At 59.5% G+C, this 14134-nt stretch carries 13 protein-coding genes; 5 read left to right on the top strand and 8 right to left on the bottom strand.

What is annotated here, in order from left to right; all coding sequences use genetic code 11:
* Positions 1-87: 87 nt before the first annotated feature.
* The 3 genes from gor to rpiA form a co-directional block, all read right to left on the bottom strand.
* On the bottom strand, positions 88-1473 hold the full coding sequence (gor, locus tag FHT28_RS22895) for a glutathione-disulfide reductase (RefSeq protein WP_168597459.1): 1386 nt from the start codon (positions 1471-1473) through the stop codon (positions 88-90).
* A 183-nt stretch (positions 1474-1656) separates the two neighbouring features.
* Positions 1657-2211, bottom strand: a complete 555-nt coding sequence (locus tag FHT28_RS22890; RefSeq protein ID WP_037202441.1) for a DUF2059 domain-containing protein — start codon at positions 2209-2211, stop codon at positions 1657-1659.
* A gap of 13 nt (positions 2212-2224) precedes the next feature.
* Entirely contained in the window at positions 2225-2926 is a 702-nt protein-coding gene (gene rpiA / locus FHT28_RS22885; RefSeq protein WP_168597458.1) for a ribose-5-phosphate isomerase RpiA, read from the bottom strand.
* A gap of 197 nt (positions 2927-3123) precedes the next feature.
* Here rpiA and FHT28_RS22880 point away from each other — a divergent pair, with 197 nt between their 5' ends.
* Complete coding sequence (locus FHT28_RS22880) at positions 3124-3798, top strand: HAD family hydrolase (RefSeq protein ID WP_168597457.1); 675 nt, start codon at positions 3124-3126, stop codon at positions 3796-3798.
* Positions 3799-3870: 72 nt separating this feature from the next.
* Here FHT28_RS22880 and FHT28_RS22875 read toward each other — a convergent pair whose 3' ends face one another.
* Together FHT28_RS22875 and FHT28_RS36715 are read right to left on the bottom strand one after the other, a co-directional pair.
* On the bottom strand, positions 3871-5760 hold the full coding sequence (locus FHT28_RS22875) for a L,D-transpeptidase family protein (RefSeq protein WP_037202445.1): 1890 nt from the start codon (positions 5758-5760) through the stop codon (positions 3871-3873).
* Positions 5761-5957: 197 nt separating this feature from the next.
* Positions 5958-6083: a hypothetical protein gene (locus FHT28_RS36715; RefSeq protein WP_281408366.1), complete on the bottom strand. Its 126-nt coding sequence runs from the start codon at positions 6081-6083 to the stop codon at positions 5958-5960.
* An 84-nt stretch (positions 6084-6167) separates the two neighbouring features.
* Between FHT28_RS36715 and fumC the strand changes: the two genes are divergently transcribed.
* The 3 genes from fumC to FHT28_RS22860 all read left to right on the top strand — a co-directional run bounded on the left by fumC (position 6168) and on the right by FHT28_RS22860 (position 10801).
* Positions 6168-7559 carry a class II fumarate hydratase gene (gene fumC, locus FHT28_RS22870; protein ID WP_168597456.1) on the top strand — a complete coding sequence of 464 codons (1392 nt, stop codon included), beginning with the start codon at positions 6168-6170 and terminating at the stop codon, positions 7557-7559.
* A gap of 374 nt (positions 7560-7933) precedes the next feature.
* On the top strand, positions 7934-9541 hold the full coding sequence (locus tag FHT28_RS22865; protein WP_037202453.1) for a fumarate hydratase: 1608 nt from the start codon (positions 7934-7936) through the stop codon (positions 9539-9541).
* A gap of 192 nt (positions 9542-9733) precedes the next feature.
* Positions 9734-10801, top strand: coding sequence for a GGDEF domain-containing protein (locus FHT28_RS22860; RefSeq protein ID WP_168597455.1), 1068 nt, complete (start codon positions 9734-9736; stop codon positions 10799-10801).
* 103 nt (positions 10802-10904) lie between these two features.
* Here the strand turns inward: FHT28_RS22860 and FHT28_RS22855 are convergent, their stop codons facing one another.
* The gene (locus tag FHT28_RS22855) at positions 10905-11870 is read right to left on the bottom strand and encodes an alpha/beta fold hydrolase (RefSeq protein ID WP_168597454.1); all 966 of its coding nucleotides are present in this window, start codon (positions 11868-11870) and stop codon (positions 10905-10907) included.
* Between the two features lie 45 nt (positions 11871-11915).
* On the opposite strand from FHT28_RS22855, the gene FHT28_RS22850 reads away from it, so the two are divergent.
* A complete protein-coding gene (locus FHT28_RS22850; RefSeq protein ID WP_168597453.1) occupies positions 11916-12401 on the top strand; it encodes a MarR family transcriptional regulator in 486 nt (161 codons plus the stop codon).
* Here FHT28_RS22850 and FHT28_RS22845 read toward each other — a convergent pair.
* Together FHT28_RS22845 and FHT28_RS22840 are read right to left on the bottom strand one after the other, a co-directional pair.
* A complete protein-coding gene (locus tag FHT28_RS22845) occupies positions 12395-13594 on the bottom strand; it encodes a low temperature requirement protein A (protein WP_168597452.1) in 1200 nt (399 codons plus the stop codon). The genes FHT28_RS22850 and FHT28_RS22845 overlap by 7 nt on opposite strands.
* A gap of 37 nt (positions 13595-13631) precedes the next feature.
* Entirely contained in the window at positions 13632-14006 is a 375-nt protein-coding gene (locus FHT28_RS22840; protein ID WP_037202465.1) for a DUF971 domain-containing protein, read from the bottom strand.
* Positions 14007-14134: the final 128 nt, after the last annotated feature.

The following is a 14134-nucleotide window of genomic DNA, read 5'->3' as shown; positions in this document are numbered from 1 at the left end:
TAAACCTTTGCCGGTCGCTTGCAAAGGCGGGCGAACTACTGTGCGAATCTTTTATGGCGCTGGCGACGACTGCGCCGATCCAATCCGTTACACGCGCTCGCCATTGCTAATGCGATAGCTCGGCGAATACATCGTCACCAGTTCTTCCGACGCGGTCGGATGAACTGCCATGGTGCGGTCGAAATCGTCCTTGGTGCAGCCCGCCTTGATGGGTATGCCGAGCAGCTGCGCCATCTCGCCGGCATCATGGCCGAGAATATGCGCGCCAATCACCTTGCGGTCGGCGGCATTGACGATCAGCTTCATGATCATCTTCTCATTGCGGCCCGAAAGCGTCGCCTTCATCGGCCGGAACTGCGCGCGATAGACCTCGAGCTCCGGATAACGCTTGGCCGCGTCCTCTTCGGTCAGGCCGACCGTGCCGATCTCCGGCTGCGAGAAGACGGCCGTCGGGATCAGCTCATGATCCGGCCGCGTCGGATTGTTTTTGTAGACGGTTTCGATGAAGCACATCGCCTCGTGGATGGCCACCGGCGTCAGCTGGACCCGATCGGTGACGTCACCGAGGGCATAGATGTTCGGCACGGAAGTGCGCGAATATTCGTCGACGACGATGGCGCCCTGCTCGTTGATGGCGACGCCGGCTGCTTCCAGTCCGAGATTTGCGGTATTCGGCGTGCGACCGAGTGCAAGCATGACCGTATCGACCGTCAAGGCCTTGTCGTTCTTCGTCCGGACGCTGAGCCCATTCTCCGTCTTCTCCACGCTCGTGATGATGTCGTGGCAAAGAACGCGGATGCCCTTCTCCTCCATCGCCTCATGCAGGCCCTTGCGCAGATCGTGGTCGAAGCGCGACAGGATCTCGGCGCCGCGGTAGATCAGCGTCGTCTCGACGCCGAGTCCATGGAAGATATTGGCGAATTCGACGGCGATATAGCCGCCGCCGGCGATCAGGATCGACTTTGGCAGCTCTGCCAGATGGAAGGCTTCGTTCGAGGAAATGCAAAGCTCATAACCGGGCAAGGCCGTATGCAGGTTCGGCCGACCGCCGGTCGCGATGACGATGGTTTCCGCAGTCACCGTCTGCCCGGTCTTCAACAGGCGGACTGTATGAGCGTCCACGAGTTCGGCGCGCGTGTCGAATATGTCAGCCTTGGCATTGTCGAGCCCCTTGCGATAGAGCCCTTCCAGCCGTGCGATTTCCTTGTCTTTCGCCTCGATCAACTTCGTCCAGTCGAAGCTGCTTTCGCCGACCGTCCAGCCGAAACCGGCCGCATCCTCGAGATGCTCGCTGTACTGCGAAGCATAGACAAAAAGCTTTTTCGGCACGCAGCCGCGAATGACGCAGGTGCCGCCGTAGCGATACTCTTCGGCAATGCCGACCTTCTTGCCGAGCGATGCCGCCACGCGCGCGCCGCGCACGCCGCCGGAGCCGCCGCCAATCACGAAAAGGTCGAAATCAAACGAAGGCATCGGTGGCTCCTGTAGACATGACAAGGCGCGCAAAGCGCTGATGGGGGTCGGCATTCATATAGGAAGCCGGAGCATAAAAAGAAAAGCCCGGAATGATCCGGGCTTTGAATTTGCAACCGCCTGCCGATTATCCCGAAAACGTGAAACACAGTTTCGAGAACGATCGCAGCAAAGAATTGCGGTTTACTGCTTCGGCGCAGGCTGTGCGGCAGCGCCTGCATTCGGCGCGACAACCGGCTGCTTGACAACCTTCTGCAAAGCATCATTGCTCTGGTTGGCTAGATCACGCGAAATACCCTGGCTCCAGATATCGGCGGCCTTGTAAAGCTCGCGCGTCGCCAGCGGACCATCCTTTAGAAGCTTCTTGCCGGCCTCCGAATTGTAGAAATCGGCGATTGCCTTGAGCTCTTCCGCCGAGAAGGCCTTGGCGTAGGTGACGGCGGCTTCGTGCTCGAGATCGGCGCGGCGCGGGGCAAGCGCCAGAGCAGTGGCATCAACCGTCGAGTTGATCGCGTCACCAAAGTTCGGATTGGCTTGGATCATCGTGCTCTTCAGCTGCTCGGCGAGGTTCGGCAGGATGTTGTCGAACTGATTGGTGATGCCGAGCGCGTTGATCGCGGCGCGGGCAGCCTTGATCTGGTCCTCGGATACTTCCTGAGCGCTGACAGAGCCGAACGCGATGCCCGAAAGAAGGATGGTTGCAGCGGCAAAACGGCCAAGACCCGCAAATTTGATCATGAGATGAGTGCTCCTATGTATTGTTCGCCTGCAACGTGCGCGCACCGGCAGGGCCGGCAATGATCGCCAATGTCGCCATATTGATAAAGAGCCCGTGTTCGACAACGCCGGGAATCGAATTGAGCGCATTCGACAGCGCCTCTGCATCAGGAATGCGGCCGAAAGATGCATCAATGATAAAATGTCCGCCGTCGGTGACGAAGGTGTGGTCACCCGAGAGACGAAGATTGAGAGCGCCGGATAAGTTAAGACGCGACGCAGCCTTCTCGATGAGGATGCGCGTCGAAGCAAGGCCGAAAGGATTGACTTCGATCGGCAGCGGAAACGCGCCAAGCGTCTGAACGAGCTTGCTTTCGTCGGCAATCACGATCATGCGGGCCGACGAGGCTGCGACGATCTTTTCACGCAGCAGCGCGCCACCACCGCCCTTGATCAGAGTGAGCGCACCGTCCAGTTCGTCGGCACCGTCAATGGTGAGGTCGAGTGCAGGAAGCTCGTCGAGCGACTTTAGCGGCACGCCCAACTCATTGCAAAGCTTTGCCGTCCGTTCCGAGGTCGGAACACCCTCGATCGAGAGCCCGGACGCGACTTTCTCGGCGAGCAGCCGAACGAACTCCTCCGCCGTGGTGCCCGTGCCGATCCCCAGCCGCATGCCGCTCTCGACATAGGTCAGGGCCGCCCTCGCAGCCTCAATCTTCATCTGGCGGGCGTCCATGCGCCACCTGCTCCCATTGTTACGTTGGTCTGCTGTTTACACGGCTCTCCAGCCAAACGAAAGCCAAAATAACGGCACAAGATAGAAATCCCCGCGCCTCTTTGCCGAGGCTTCCCGGGCCTTCTGTTGCAATTGCCCGCGCGATCTTCTAACTCCGAAAGACGCTCTATTTCTTCTTATACAAAGGCCGATTCCTCGTGACATCTCCTCTTGTCGTATTCGATCTCGATGGCACGCTGCTGGACACGCACGCAGATCTCATCATCAGCCTGAACCACACGATCGCCGCGCTCAAGCTTCCACCGGTCAGCTATGACGACGTGACGCACCTCGTCGGCTATGGCGCGCAGGTGATGATCGAACGGGCCTGCAAGCTGCATGGCTATACGCTGACCTCGGAGGAATTGCCCACCCTGATGCAGCGCTTCATTACCCATTATTCAGAGACGATGCCGGGCGTCACGCAACCCTATCCCGGGCTCGTGGCTGCACTCGGCGCGCTGAAGGGCAAGGGCTACAAGCTGGCCGTCTGCACAAACAAGATGGAATCCCTTGCACGCACGCTTCTCGATAGGCTCGATCTCACGCATTATTTCGAAACCATAACCGGCGGCGACACGTTCGCCGTGCGCAAGCCGAATGCCGAGCACCTGATCGGCACCGTCGAACGCGCCGGCGGCGATATCGGCCGCACCGTCATGATCGGCGACAGCGTCAACGATATTCTTGTCGCCCGCAACGCCGGCGTCCCTTCGATCGCCGTCCCCTTCGGCTATTCCGATGTCGGCATCGAAACGCTCGGCCCGAGCCGCATCATCTACCACTACGACGAACTCACGCCCGAACTCGTCGAGGGGCTGCTCGCCGCCTGAAATATTCACATTCCTAAATTGCAAAAGGGCGGCCGATCGGCCGCCCTTTTGTCTCTCGACGTTACGCTCAACTCAAATCTGAGCCGTGCGCGACTTGGTGGTCGTATCGAGCGCCTTCTGAGTCGCCGCGTCGCGGTCGTAGACGTCGTTGAAATATTGGACAACGCCGTCCTTGTTCGGCCAGGCGGTGAAGTAGGCGATGTAGATCGGGAACTTCTGCGGCACGGCGACGGCCTTGTTCTGGCCGTCTGCGATCTGCTTGGCGACATCATCGACCGTGGTGTTCAGGACGGCGGCAGCCATCGCGCGCGGATCGGCAAGGCGGACGCAACCATGGCTGAGCGCGCGCATGTCTTTCTTGAAAAAGCTCTTCTGCGGCGTGTCATGCATGTAGATCGCATGCGAATTCGGAAAGAGGATCTTCAGTTCGCCGAGAGCATTATCGCCGCTGGGCGGCTGGCGCACGGAGATGTTCTTGGTCGAGCCATACCAGTCGACGCTGGACGATGCCACGGCTTGGCCACCGACTTCGACCTGGTAACCCATACGATCGAGATAGTTCGGATCGGCGCGCAGCTTCGGCAGCATCTCGTTGATGATGATCGACTGCGGAACACCCCAGAACGGATTGAACTCGACGGTCTGCACCTGATTTTCAAAGAAGAAGGTCTGATGCTGCTTGCCGCCGACGACGACGCGCATCGACAGCTGTTCCTGGTTATTGTTGTAGTAATAGACCATGAATGCCGGCTGGTTGATCAGGACGTAGCGCGGTCCGAGTTCAGGCGGCAACCAGCGCAGCTGTTCCATGGCAATGATCAGCTTCTGGATTTTCGTGTCGTTGTTCTCGCCGACCATGGCGCGAACCGAAGACGGGCCGATCACGCCGTCCGAGGTCAGTCCCTTTTCTTTCTGGAAGTCTTCGACCAGCGACACGAGGTCGGGCGTATAATCCGGTGTGCCCAGATAGGAAGCAAGAACGCCGGCATGCGCGGTCTTCAGCGCATCAGATCCGCGATGCTGGATCGCCTTGACGATATTGGCCATCTCCGGCGAGCTGCCGCCCGGCTTCAGAGTGCCGGTCAAAGAGATGGAAATATGGCTGCCATCGGAACTGGCCTCCGCCCTGAGCTTCGCAAGCTCGGCTTTCAGCAGCACAAATTGCTGGTTGGAAGGATTGCGGCTGTTGAGATAGGCGGCAACGTCCGGGCTGGCGCGCAGCAGGTCGAGCGTAGCCGGCAGATTGACGTCCTTGCGCTTGAAATCGTGATAGCCGGAGATCCTGTTCGGGTCGAGACGGCCACGGACCGTATCCTGGACGAACATCAGCACCTTGCTGGAGAGCGCCAGTTCGAATTGCGTGAGGGCGCGGTCGCGCATCACCGGGTCGGCGGCGGCGTCGAAGCTCGGCGGCGTCACCGCATAATCCGAGGGGTCGAGACCGACGGAACCGGCGTCGGCGAGAACGGCCATCGCAGCCTTCGCCTTGTCGGTGACAGCATGATCGGCGATCCAAAGCAACGGCTTATTCTGATCAGCGTAATAGGACTCGATTGCCTTGGCCACATCGTTGGTGGCCATGACGTGGGCATCGGCAAGGTAGCGGCGCTGCGACAACTCGGTATCGACGGCAACCGGTGCAGGCGATGCATCGGCAACGGCTCCGGTCACTACCGGATCGGCAAAATGCGTCGTCGACACCAGACGCATCGCGTCTGCCTTGTAGGTATAATATTTCGGCGCGCTGACCGTGGGAAGCGGCAGCTTGGCCTGCCCGGGCTCCATCATTGTTTGCGCCGGGTTGGCTGGAACCGGAGCAGACACTTGCGTGCTCTGCTGACGCCCCTGACCACCGCGGATGAAATCCATGAGGGTCATGGCGTTCGCGGACGTGACGCCGATGGCGGAAAGGCAACAGGAGAGAGCCAGGACGGATGCTGTGGCTTTGGTGACGAGTTTCATTCTGTAATCAGTCCCTTGTCGAGCGGTAACTTCGAGCTAGCGGTGCTGTTTTCAACCCGGCCGCGATGTCGGAAACATCGTATAACGACTACAATGAAAACGGCGAGACCCCGCCTTTCGTTCAATGCCTCAACTTCGCGTTACAAAGCGGAGACGTTTTCCACGATTTAATTCACACAAAATTATGAAATTATTGGTTAATCTTCTATTGAAATTTCCTGAGATTTTTGCGCGACGGAAAAAACGCCTTCAAGAATATCTACGGAGCGTGTTAAAAAGAGCACGCCTGAGCGGGCGCGTGAAAACATGATCGCCCCTGTCATGAAATAGCCCCTTCGGTGTTTTCATAAGCGTCGTTCCGGCCTATATGACTGCTATCTATTTCAATGGAAAGCAGGATCAGGAACATGACTTCCACCCGCACCGAAACCGATACTTTTGGCCCGATCGAAGTCGCCAGCGACCGCTATTGGGGCGCGCAAGCGCAGCGCTCGCTCGGCAACTTCAAGATCGGCTGGGAAAAGCAGCCTCTCTCGGTCATACGCGCCCTCGGCATCGTCAAACAGGCAGCTGCGCGAACCAACATGGAGCTTGGCCAGCTGGACCCTGCTCTCGGTAAAGTGATCGTCGCTGCCGCGCAGGAAGTCATCGACGGCAAGCTCAACGACCATTTTCCGCTTGTTGTCTGGCAGACCGGCTCCGGCACGCAGTCGAACATGAACGCCAATGAGGTGATCTCCAACCGCGCGATCGAAATGCTGGGCGGCGTCATGGGCTCGAAGAAGCCCGTCCATCCGAACGATCACGTGAACATGAGCCAGTCGTCGAACGACACCTATCCGACGGCGATGCACATCGCCTGCGCCGAAGAGATCGCTCATCACCTGCTGCCGGCTCTGCGGCATCTGCACGCGGCGCTGGAAAAGAAGGTCGCCGATTTCGCCCATATCATCAAGATCGGCCGTACCCATACGCAGGATGCAACGCCGCTGACGCTGGGCCAGGAGTTTTCCGGCTATGCCGCCCAGGTCGCCTCGGCCATCAAGCGCATAGAGCTGACATTGCCGGGTCTCTGCGAACTCGCCCAGGGCGGCACGGCCGTCGGCACCGGTCTCAACGCGCCGATCGGCTTTGCAGAGAAGGTGGCAAACGAAATCGCTGGGATCACCAGCCTGCCCTTCATCACGGCCCCGAACAAGTTCGAGGCGCTTGCTGCGCATGATTCGATGGTGTTCAGCCACGGCGCGATCAACGCGGCAGCGGCTGCGCTCTTCAAGATCGCCAATGACATCCGCCTGCTCGGCTCGGGCCCGCGCTCCGGTCTCGGCGAACTGGCGCTGCCGGAAAACGAGCCGGGCTCGTCGATCATGCCGGGCAAGGTCAATCCGACGCAGTGCGAGGCGATGACCCAAGTCTGCATCCATATCTTCGGCAACAATGCCGCCCTGACCTTTGCCGACAGCCAGGGGCACTTCGAGCTCAACGTCTACAATCCGATGATGGCCTACAATTTCCTGCAGTCGGTGCAGCTGCTCGGCGACGCCGCCGTCTCCTTCACCGACAATTGCGTTGTCGGCATCGAAGCTCGCGAGGATAACATCAGGGCCGGCCTGGAACGTTCGCTGATGCTGGTGACGGCGCTCGCGCCGAAGATCGGCTACGACAATGCCGCCAAGATCGCCAAGACGGCACACAAGAACGGCACGACGTTGAAGGAAGAAGCTTTGGCGAGCGGACTGGTCTCCTCGGAAGAATATGATGCCATCGTCCGCCCGGAAACGATGATCGGGCCGAAATAGGTTCGTCATTCGGTGAGGTCAGACACACCCGCCGGTGACTCAATTGCCTGCCTGGCCCCTTCCCCCAACCCTCTCCCCGCTCATGCGGGGAGAGGGAGTTTACCGCGTAAAATCACAGACCTTCCATCCGTGTGGAGCGACCGTCGTCTTGCTTGGTCGTCCCCTCGCCCCCGCGGTGCGGGGAGAGGGTCAGGGTGAGTGGCCGGGCAAAAGGTCTCGGCATGGGAGGACCCACCCGACCTGCGCATCTTTCCATCGACGATCTGCTGCTTTGAAACTCCTTAGGGGCGGCCAAGCAATTGCTTTTGGCTCGAGCCGGATCTAGATCGTTTCCAAACATCTTCCTCCGCCATCCGGCTTGAAAGGTTTCCCAAATGGCTGACGATCTATTTCCACTCGGCGACGACACGACCCCCTACCGCAAGATTTCCAGCGATTACGTCTCCGTCGACGCATTCAAGGGCCAGGAAATCCTGACCGTCGATCCGGAAGGCATCCGGCTGCTAGCCGAGACAGCCTTCGCCGATATCAACCATCTGCTGCGCCCGGGCCATCTGAAACAATTGGCGTCAATCCTCGAAGACCCGGAAGCGACCGACAACGACCGTTTCGTGGCCTATGATCTGTTGAAGAACGCCAACATCGCCGCCGGCGGCGTGCTGCCCATGTGCCAGGATACGGGCACCGCGATCATCATGGGCAAGAAAGGCCGCCGCGTCTGGACCGAAGGCGGCGACAGCAGTGCGCTGGCCAAGGGCGTGCTCGACGCCTACGAGAAGAAGAACCTGCGCTATTCGCAGCTCGCCCCCATCAAGATGTTCGAGGAAAAGAACACCAAGAACAACCTGCCGGCGCAGATCGATATCTATGAGGAAGGCACCGACGCCTACGAATTTCTCTTCGTGGCCAAGGGCGGCGGTTCGGCCAACAAGACCTTCCTTTATCAAGGCACGCCATCGCTGCTGACGCACGACCGCATGCTGGACTTCCTCAAGGAGAAGATCCTGACGCTCGGCACGGCGGCCTGTCCTCCGTATCATCTCGCCATCGTCATCGGCGGCACATCGGCCGAGATGACCCTCAAGACGGTCAAGCTTGCCTCGACACGCTACCTGGACTGTCTTCCCACGGAGGGCTCCGAAAGCGGGCACGCCTTCCGGGATATCGAAATGGAAAAGGAAATCCATAAGCTCACGCAGAGCCTCGGCGTTGGCGCGCAGTTCGGCGGCAAGTATTTCTGCCACGATGTCCGCGTCATCCGCCTGCCCCGCCACGGCGCCTCGCTGCCGATCGGTCTCGGTGTCTCCTGCTCAGCCGACCGTCAGGCCAAGGGCAAGATCACCCGCGACGGCATCTTCATCGAGCAGCTTGAGACCGATCCGTCGAAATATATGCCTGAGATCGACGAGGCGAAGCTTTCCGAATCGACGGTTCGCATCGATCTCAACAGGCCGATGGCCGATGTCCTTTCCGAGCTGTCGCAGCATCCGGTCAAGACACGCCTGTCCCTGACCGGCACCATCATCGTGGCGCGCGACCTAGCGCATGCGAAGATCCGCGAACGCCTGGAAAAAGGCGAAGGCATGCCCGAATATCTGAAGAACCATCCGGTCTACTATGCCGGCCCGGCCAAGACGCCCGCCGGCTACGCATCCGGCTCCTTCGGTCCGACGACGGCAGGTCGCATGGACAGCTATGTCGATCAGTTCCAGTCGTTCGGCGGTTCGATGATCATGCTCGCCAAGGGCAACCGTTCGCGCGCCGTGCGCGAGGCCTGCAAGACGCATGGCGGATTCTATCTCGGCTCGATCGGCGGTCCGGCTGCGCGCCTGGCTCAGGATTGCATCAAGAAGGTCGAGGTGCTGGAATATCCCGAACTTGGCATGGAAGCCGTCTGGAAAATCGAGGTTCAGGATTTCCCCGCCTTCATCGTCATCGACGACAAGGGCAACGACTTCTTTCAGGAGCTCAACCTAGGGTAACAATATCCAGGCAATCCGGGTCCAAGGAAGGCGCCACTGGCGCCTTCCTTAGTAAAAAATGCTTTAGCTATAAAACATTTGAATAAATCTATATTTGCGAATGAATTTCCACGGTCATCCTCTTAATATTTTTCAAAGAATCTTGGTATAAGTAAAAATAGTGATTTAGTTGACATATAACGGAGCTCACCGATGAGTACGGCGATTGCGCCGAGGGCGCAAACTCCCGACGTGGCAGGGCAGATTACCTACGCCATGCGATCCATGGGGGTCGCAGCTATTCCGCGCAATTACGAGCTATTCTATGAGGCCTATATCGGATCCAATCCTACTCTGACCCGTGAGCTGGCCGCTCTCGGGAGCAGCGCCACGCAGGAGGAATTGGACGCGATCGGGGCCAAGTATTTCTCCGTCCATGCGGGCCGTATCTTCGATGACGCGCACGTACGCCTGACCACGGAGCTGGACGCCATCCTTCGCGCGCTGCGGCAGGAGCAGGCGACGCTCGAAAGCTACAACCGGCTGCTCGGCGAAACCACCGAACGCATAACCTCCAGAAGCAACAACAGCGCTGACCTGCTGCGCAACGCCATCGATATGCTCACGGTCGCGACCGGTGACACCATGGCTCAGGGCGAAAAAACCGTTGAGAACGTCGCGCAGCGCAGCCAGGAAATGGATGAGGTTCGCAAGGAACTGGACGAATACAAGCGCATTGCCAATACCGACGCGCTGACGCGGCTTTCCAACCGCCGCGCCTTCGAGGATCGCCTGGCCTCCGTCTTCGGCAACCGGCTGACCCGTCCGACGACGGCGCTCGTGCTGGCCGATATCGATCATTTCAAGAAGATCAACGATACCCACGGCCACCCGGTCGGCGACAAGATCCTTGCCACCGTCGCCTCTATTCTCCGCGCCAATGTCCAGCGTGATGTCTTCGTCGCTCGCGTCGGCGGCGAGGAGTTCGCACTGATTCTGGAAGGCACCACGGTGGAAGAGGTCACGGCGATTTCCGAGCGGATCCGCCGCGCCCTGGGAGCGACGCCGTTCAAGAATTCGCGAACGAAGATCGACTACGGTCCGATCACCATATCGCTCGGCATCTGCATGGGCTCCGAAGCTTCGGAGCCCGGCGAGCTCTACAAGAAGGCCGATCTCGCACTCTATTGCGCCAAGAATGCCGGCCGCAACTGCAGCAACGTCTACCAGGAAAGCATGCAGAAGGATTTCACCAAAAGTTGGCTCATCTACAAGAACTAGAAATGAAGCCAGCCAACCGCCGGCGCCGCCTTCCCAGGCACGCCGGCGGTTTTGTTTGCCGAAGCGGCTCGGCGGCGCGAATCCGGCGCGGCGCATCCCGTTGCTACGATAAGCGCCGTACTGGAGTTCGGTAAAACGACAGCACCGTCCCGTCGTCGTCCTCGTGCGAATTTCCCGTTTTGACCGTCTCCGAAAGAAAGGCACTTATCGCCTCGAGCACCGGAGCGGCGCTGACGATGCGCCGGTGCCCGAAACCGTTGGCCCAGAAGAGGCGAACATTCCCGCCCCCCGCGGCATAGGCGCGGGCATGGTCGGCACTCACTTCCTTGTCGTCCTCGGCATGGACGACGAGAACCGGCAGGCCTGGATTGAGAATGCCGCGCCGTTCGTCATAGGCGGCAAGCGCCCGCCCTGTGACACGCCCGGCCTCCGCCTCCAACGCCATCTGGGTCGCAGAGCCAAGGCCCATCAACTCACCGAAATCCCTGAACAGCCATCCCATGGCACTCGGCGCTCCGATCAATACCAATCTCTCCGTCTGGAGCGGCTCGATCCCAGGCAGAAAGCCCGCGGAGGCAAGCGCCAGCGACGCTCCGCCGAAGGAGTGCCCGATGGCGCCATCCAGGGCACCGAAGCGGATGGAGGCAGCCGCGATAGCGGAAACCGCAAGGCGCACATTGAGGAAACGTCCGGCCGAGCGGCCGTGGCCTGGAAGGTCGAGCGAGATCACTTCCGCCCCCGTATTCGCCAGAAAAACGGTCAGCTCAGACATATATTCGCTGCTGGAACCCCAACCATGCACAACAAGGTAGCGCTTGCGTGGCCCCTTGGCTCCTCCGTTGAAACGATAGGCCATCGCCCTGCCGCCCGGAAAGGACAGCATGACCTGTTCGGCCGTAACAAGACGTTGTCTGCCCTCCATATGTGCCGCCCTGGCCTTGGAGCCGCGAGGCCGCCGCGACGGCGTCAGGCAGAAAAGCCTGAAAGCTGCCTTGCCGGCGAGCTCCGGAGAAAGCCTGCCGAGACCGGATAATCCCGACCGGGTGACCTTGAGCGCAAAGGATGGCATAGTGGGAATCCAGAAATGTTCAACTATGAACAATAAAGTACAACGATGAACAAAAATCAATCCCTTCCCTGGGACCATCCGCGTTTTCGAAGCTGGATCGCCGTGGCGCGCGCCTGCCAGCTGATGCAGCAATCGCTCGGTCGCGCGCTCGCGCATCTCGACATCAAGCCGCCGCACCTCGACATTCTCATCAATCTGTTTCGCTTCGAGGGTATCTCCCAGCAGGAGCTAGCGCGCAAGCTGCTGGTCGGCCGCTCCAACATGAGCATGCTGCTGCCGCAGATGGAAAACCGCGGCCTGATCGAACGCCGTGGAGATAAGCAGGACAAGCGCGTTCTGCGCCTCCATCTGACAGAGGCGGGCCGGCGCGTCACGGAAGAGGCCATGACCATTCAAACCGCTCTCATCGACCGCATGCTGTCGCATGCACCTATCGAAGAGTGTGAGAGAATGACTGTGCATATGGAGCGTATCGTCAGCCTGCTGATGCAGGACGAGAGCGAACCTCTGGAGACGGTCGGCGATCAGTGATCGCCGGTCGAGCGCGCCGACGGGACGACCCTTGTCAGGGACGCAAACTCCCAGATCGCCACGACGACGAGCACGGCTGTTGCGAGAATGCCGAGTTGGTAGACCACGACCTCCGGCAAGGTGAAAAGCAACAATCCCAATCCGACGAGGCCTACCAGATGCGACAGTGGCGGCCGGCCGGTCGTCACCCCCTTGAACCAGAGATTTCCGATCAGGAACACGGCCGGGCCGCCGAGAATGGCAGCGGCGGTGTGCATATCGGCCTGGTCGTGCGGATGCGCGAACAGGAATTCGTCGCCAACCACGCTCAGGATGATGCCTGCAAGAATAGGGATATGCGCATAGGTAAAGGCCTGCCGCGCAAGGCTGCCGGGCGTGTCGTCATGCTCAATGCGGTGGGCCGCACGCTCATGCCCGAACTGGAAGTAAATCCACCACAAGGCAACAGTGCCGGCGAAAGCGGTGATGAACACCGCGACGATCAAAGGCGAGACCGGCTGTTCGGCAAAGGTCTTGCCGGCCTGAAGGACAGCTTCGCCGAGGCAGATGATGATGAACAACGCGCAGCGTTCGGCGATATGCGCGCCGGATACGTCCCAATCCGCAGCCGTCGACTTGCCGAGACCCGGAACCCGGAAGCCGAGCGCAGGCGCTGAATATTCGATCACGAGCGCGGCCAGCCAGAGACCCACCCGCATCTCGCCTTCCATCAACGCGCCAACGATCCAGAAGACGCCGGACAGGACCAGCCAAGAAGTGATGCGAAGGAAATTGCGGTGATTGGCGGGGCTGACATCCCTGAGGGCATAGACCGTAAACAGGGAACGGCCAACCTGCATGAAGACATAGGCGCCCGCAAAGAAAATCGCCTTCTCGCCAAAGGCATCGGGAATAGCGGAAGACAGTATAAGCCCGGCAAACATCAGAACGAACAGCATGATGCGCACAGGCATACGGTCGGGGTCGAGCCAGTTCGTGACCCAAGCCGTGAAGACCCATACCCACCATACCGCAAAGATCAGTATGACGGATTCCAGGGCTCCCAGCGGCGTGAAGTGCTCCGCCAGGGAATGCGCAAGCTGGGAAATCGAGAAAACGAACACCAGATCGAAAAACAGCTCGACGAAAGAGACCTTGCTCTCGTTCTTGCCACCCTTGGCGCGAAGCCAGCTTACCCTACCCCCAAGGACCATGCCTACCTACGTCCTTTTCCCATTGATGGCGCCAATGCTAATGTGGCCTTGCAGCCGTGTCGCGGCTGAGACCTTTTTCCTTCAGTTCGGCTTCGTAGGCCGCAAAGAGCTCCGCGCCCTTCTCGCCGAGTTCGCGCAGATAGGGCCAGGTGAAAATACCGGTATCGTGCATATCGTCGAAACCGATGCGCACCGCATAGTTGCCTGTTGGCGTCATCGACATGATGCCGACATTGCGCTTGCCCGGTACGGTGATCTTCTGCCCCGGTCCATGTCCCTGCACTTCGGCGGAAGGCGACAACACCCGCAGCATCTCGGCAGGCAAATCGAAGCTCGTTCCGTCGTTGAAGCTCACCACAAGGTGATGGCGGTCCTTCGTTACCCTCAATTCGGTCGGCCAGACGTCACTCATCGCTTTTTCCATGCGTTTCAATGCCTGTTCGAGAATTATGCCGCCGTTCGTTCACGCGCAAGTGCAATCAAAATGCATTTTCCTTGACGCAACAATCGCCTATGCACACATTAGCAGTGTAATGGAGG

Origin of the sequence: Rhizobium sp. SG570, assembly GCF_012275345.1 — a bacterium.
Classification (GTDB): domain Bacteria; phylum Pseudomonadota; class Alphaproteobacteria; order Rhizobiales; family Rhizobiaceae; genus Rhizobium; species Rhizobium lusitanum.
This window is presented reverse-complemented; position numbering and strand designations above follow the sequence as displayed.

Excerpts from the sequence above, each read along its gene's own strand:
- FHT28_RS22840 (WP_037202465.1), bottom strand. The coding sequence starts at position 14,006 with ATGAGTGACGTCTGGCCGACCGAATTGAGGGTAACGAAGGACCGCCAT.
- FHT28_RS22850 (WP_168597453.1), top strand. The coding sequence starts at position 11,916 with ATGAACAAAAATCAATCCCTTCCCTGGGACCATCCGCGTTTTCGAAGC.
- FHT28_RS22855 (WP_168597454.1), bottom strand. The coding sequence starts at position 11,870 with ATGCCATCCTTTGCGCTCAAGGTCACCCGGTCGGGATTATCCGGTCTC.
- FHT28_RS22875 (WP_037202445.1), bottom strand. The coding sequence starts at position 5,760 with ATGAAACTCGTCACCAAAGCCACAGCATCCGTCCTGGCTCTCTCCTGT.
- FHT28_RS22845 (WP_168597452.1), bottom strand. The coding sequence starts at position 13,594 with ATGGTCCTTGGGGGTAGGGTAAGCTGGCTTCGCGCCAAGGGTGGCAAG.
- gor (WP_168597459.1), bottom strand. The coding sequence starts at position 1,473 with ATGCCTTCGTTTGATTTCGACCTTTTCGTGATTGGCGGCGGCTCCGGC.
- FHT28_RS36715 (WP_281408366.1), bottom strand. The coding sequence starts at position 6,083 with ATGACAGGGGCGATCATGTTTTCACGCGCCCGCTCAGGCGTGCTCTTT.
- FHT28_RS22890 (WP_037202441.1), bottom strand. The coding sequence starts at position 2,211 with ATGATCAAATTTGCGGGTCTTGGCCGTTTTGCCGCTGCAACCATCCTT.
- rpiA (WP_168597458.1), bottom strand. The coding sequence starts at position 2,926 with ATGGACGCCCGCCAGATGAAGATTGAGGCTGCGAGGGCGGCCCTGACC.
- fumC (WP_168597456.1), top strand. The coding sequence starts at position 6,168 with ATGACTTCCACCCGCACCGAAACCGATACTTTTGGCCCGATCGAAGTC.
- FHT28_RS22865 (WP_037202453.1), top strand. The coding sequence starts at position 7,934 with ATGGCTGACGATCTATTTCCACTCGGCGACGACACGACCCCCTACCGC.
- FHT28_RS22860 (WP_168597455.1), top strand. The coding sequence starts at position 9,734 with ATGAGTACGGCGATTGCGCCGAGGGCGCAAACTCCCGACGTGGCAGGG.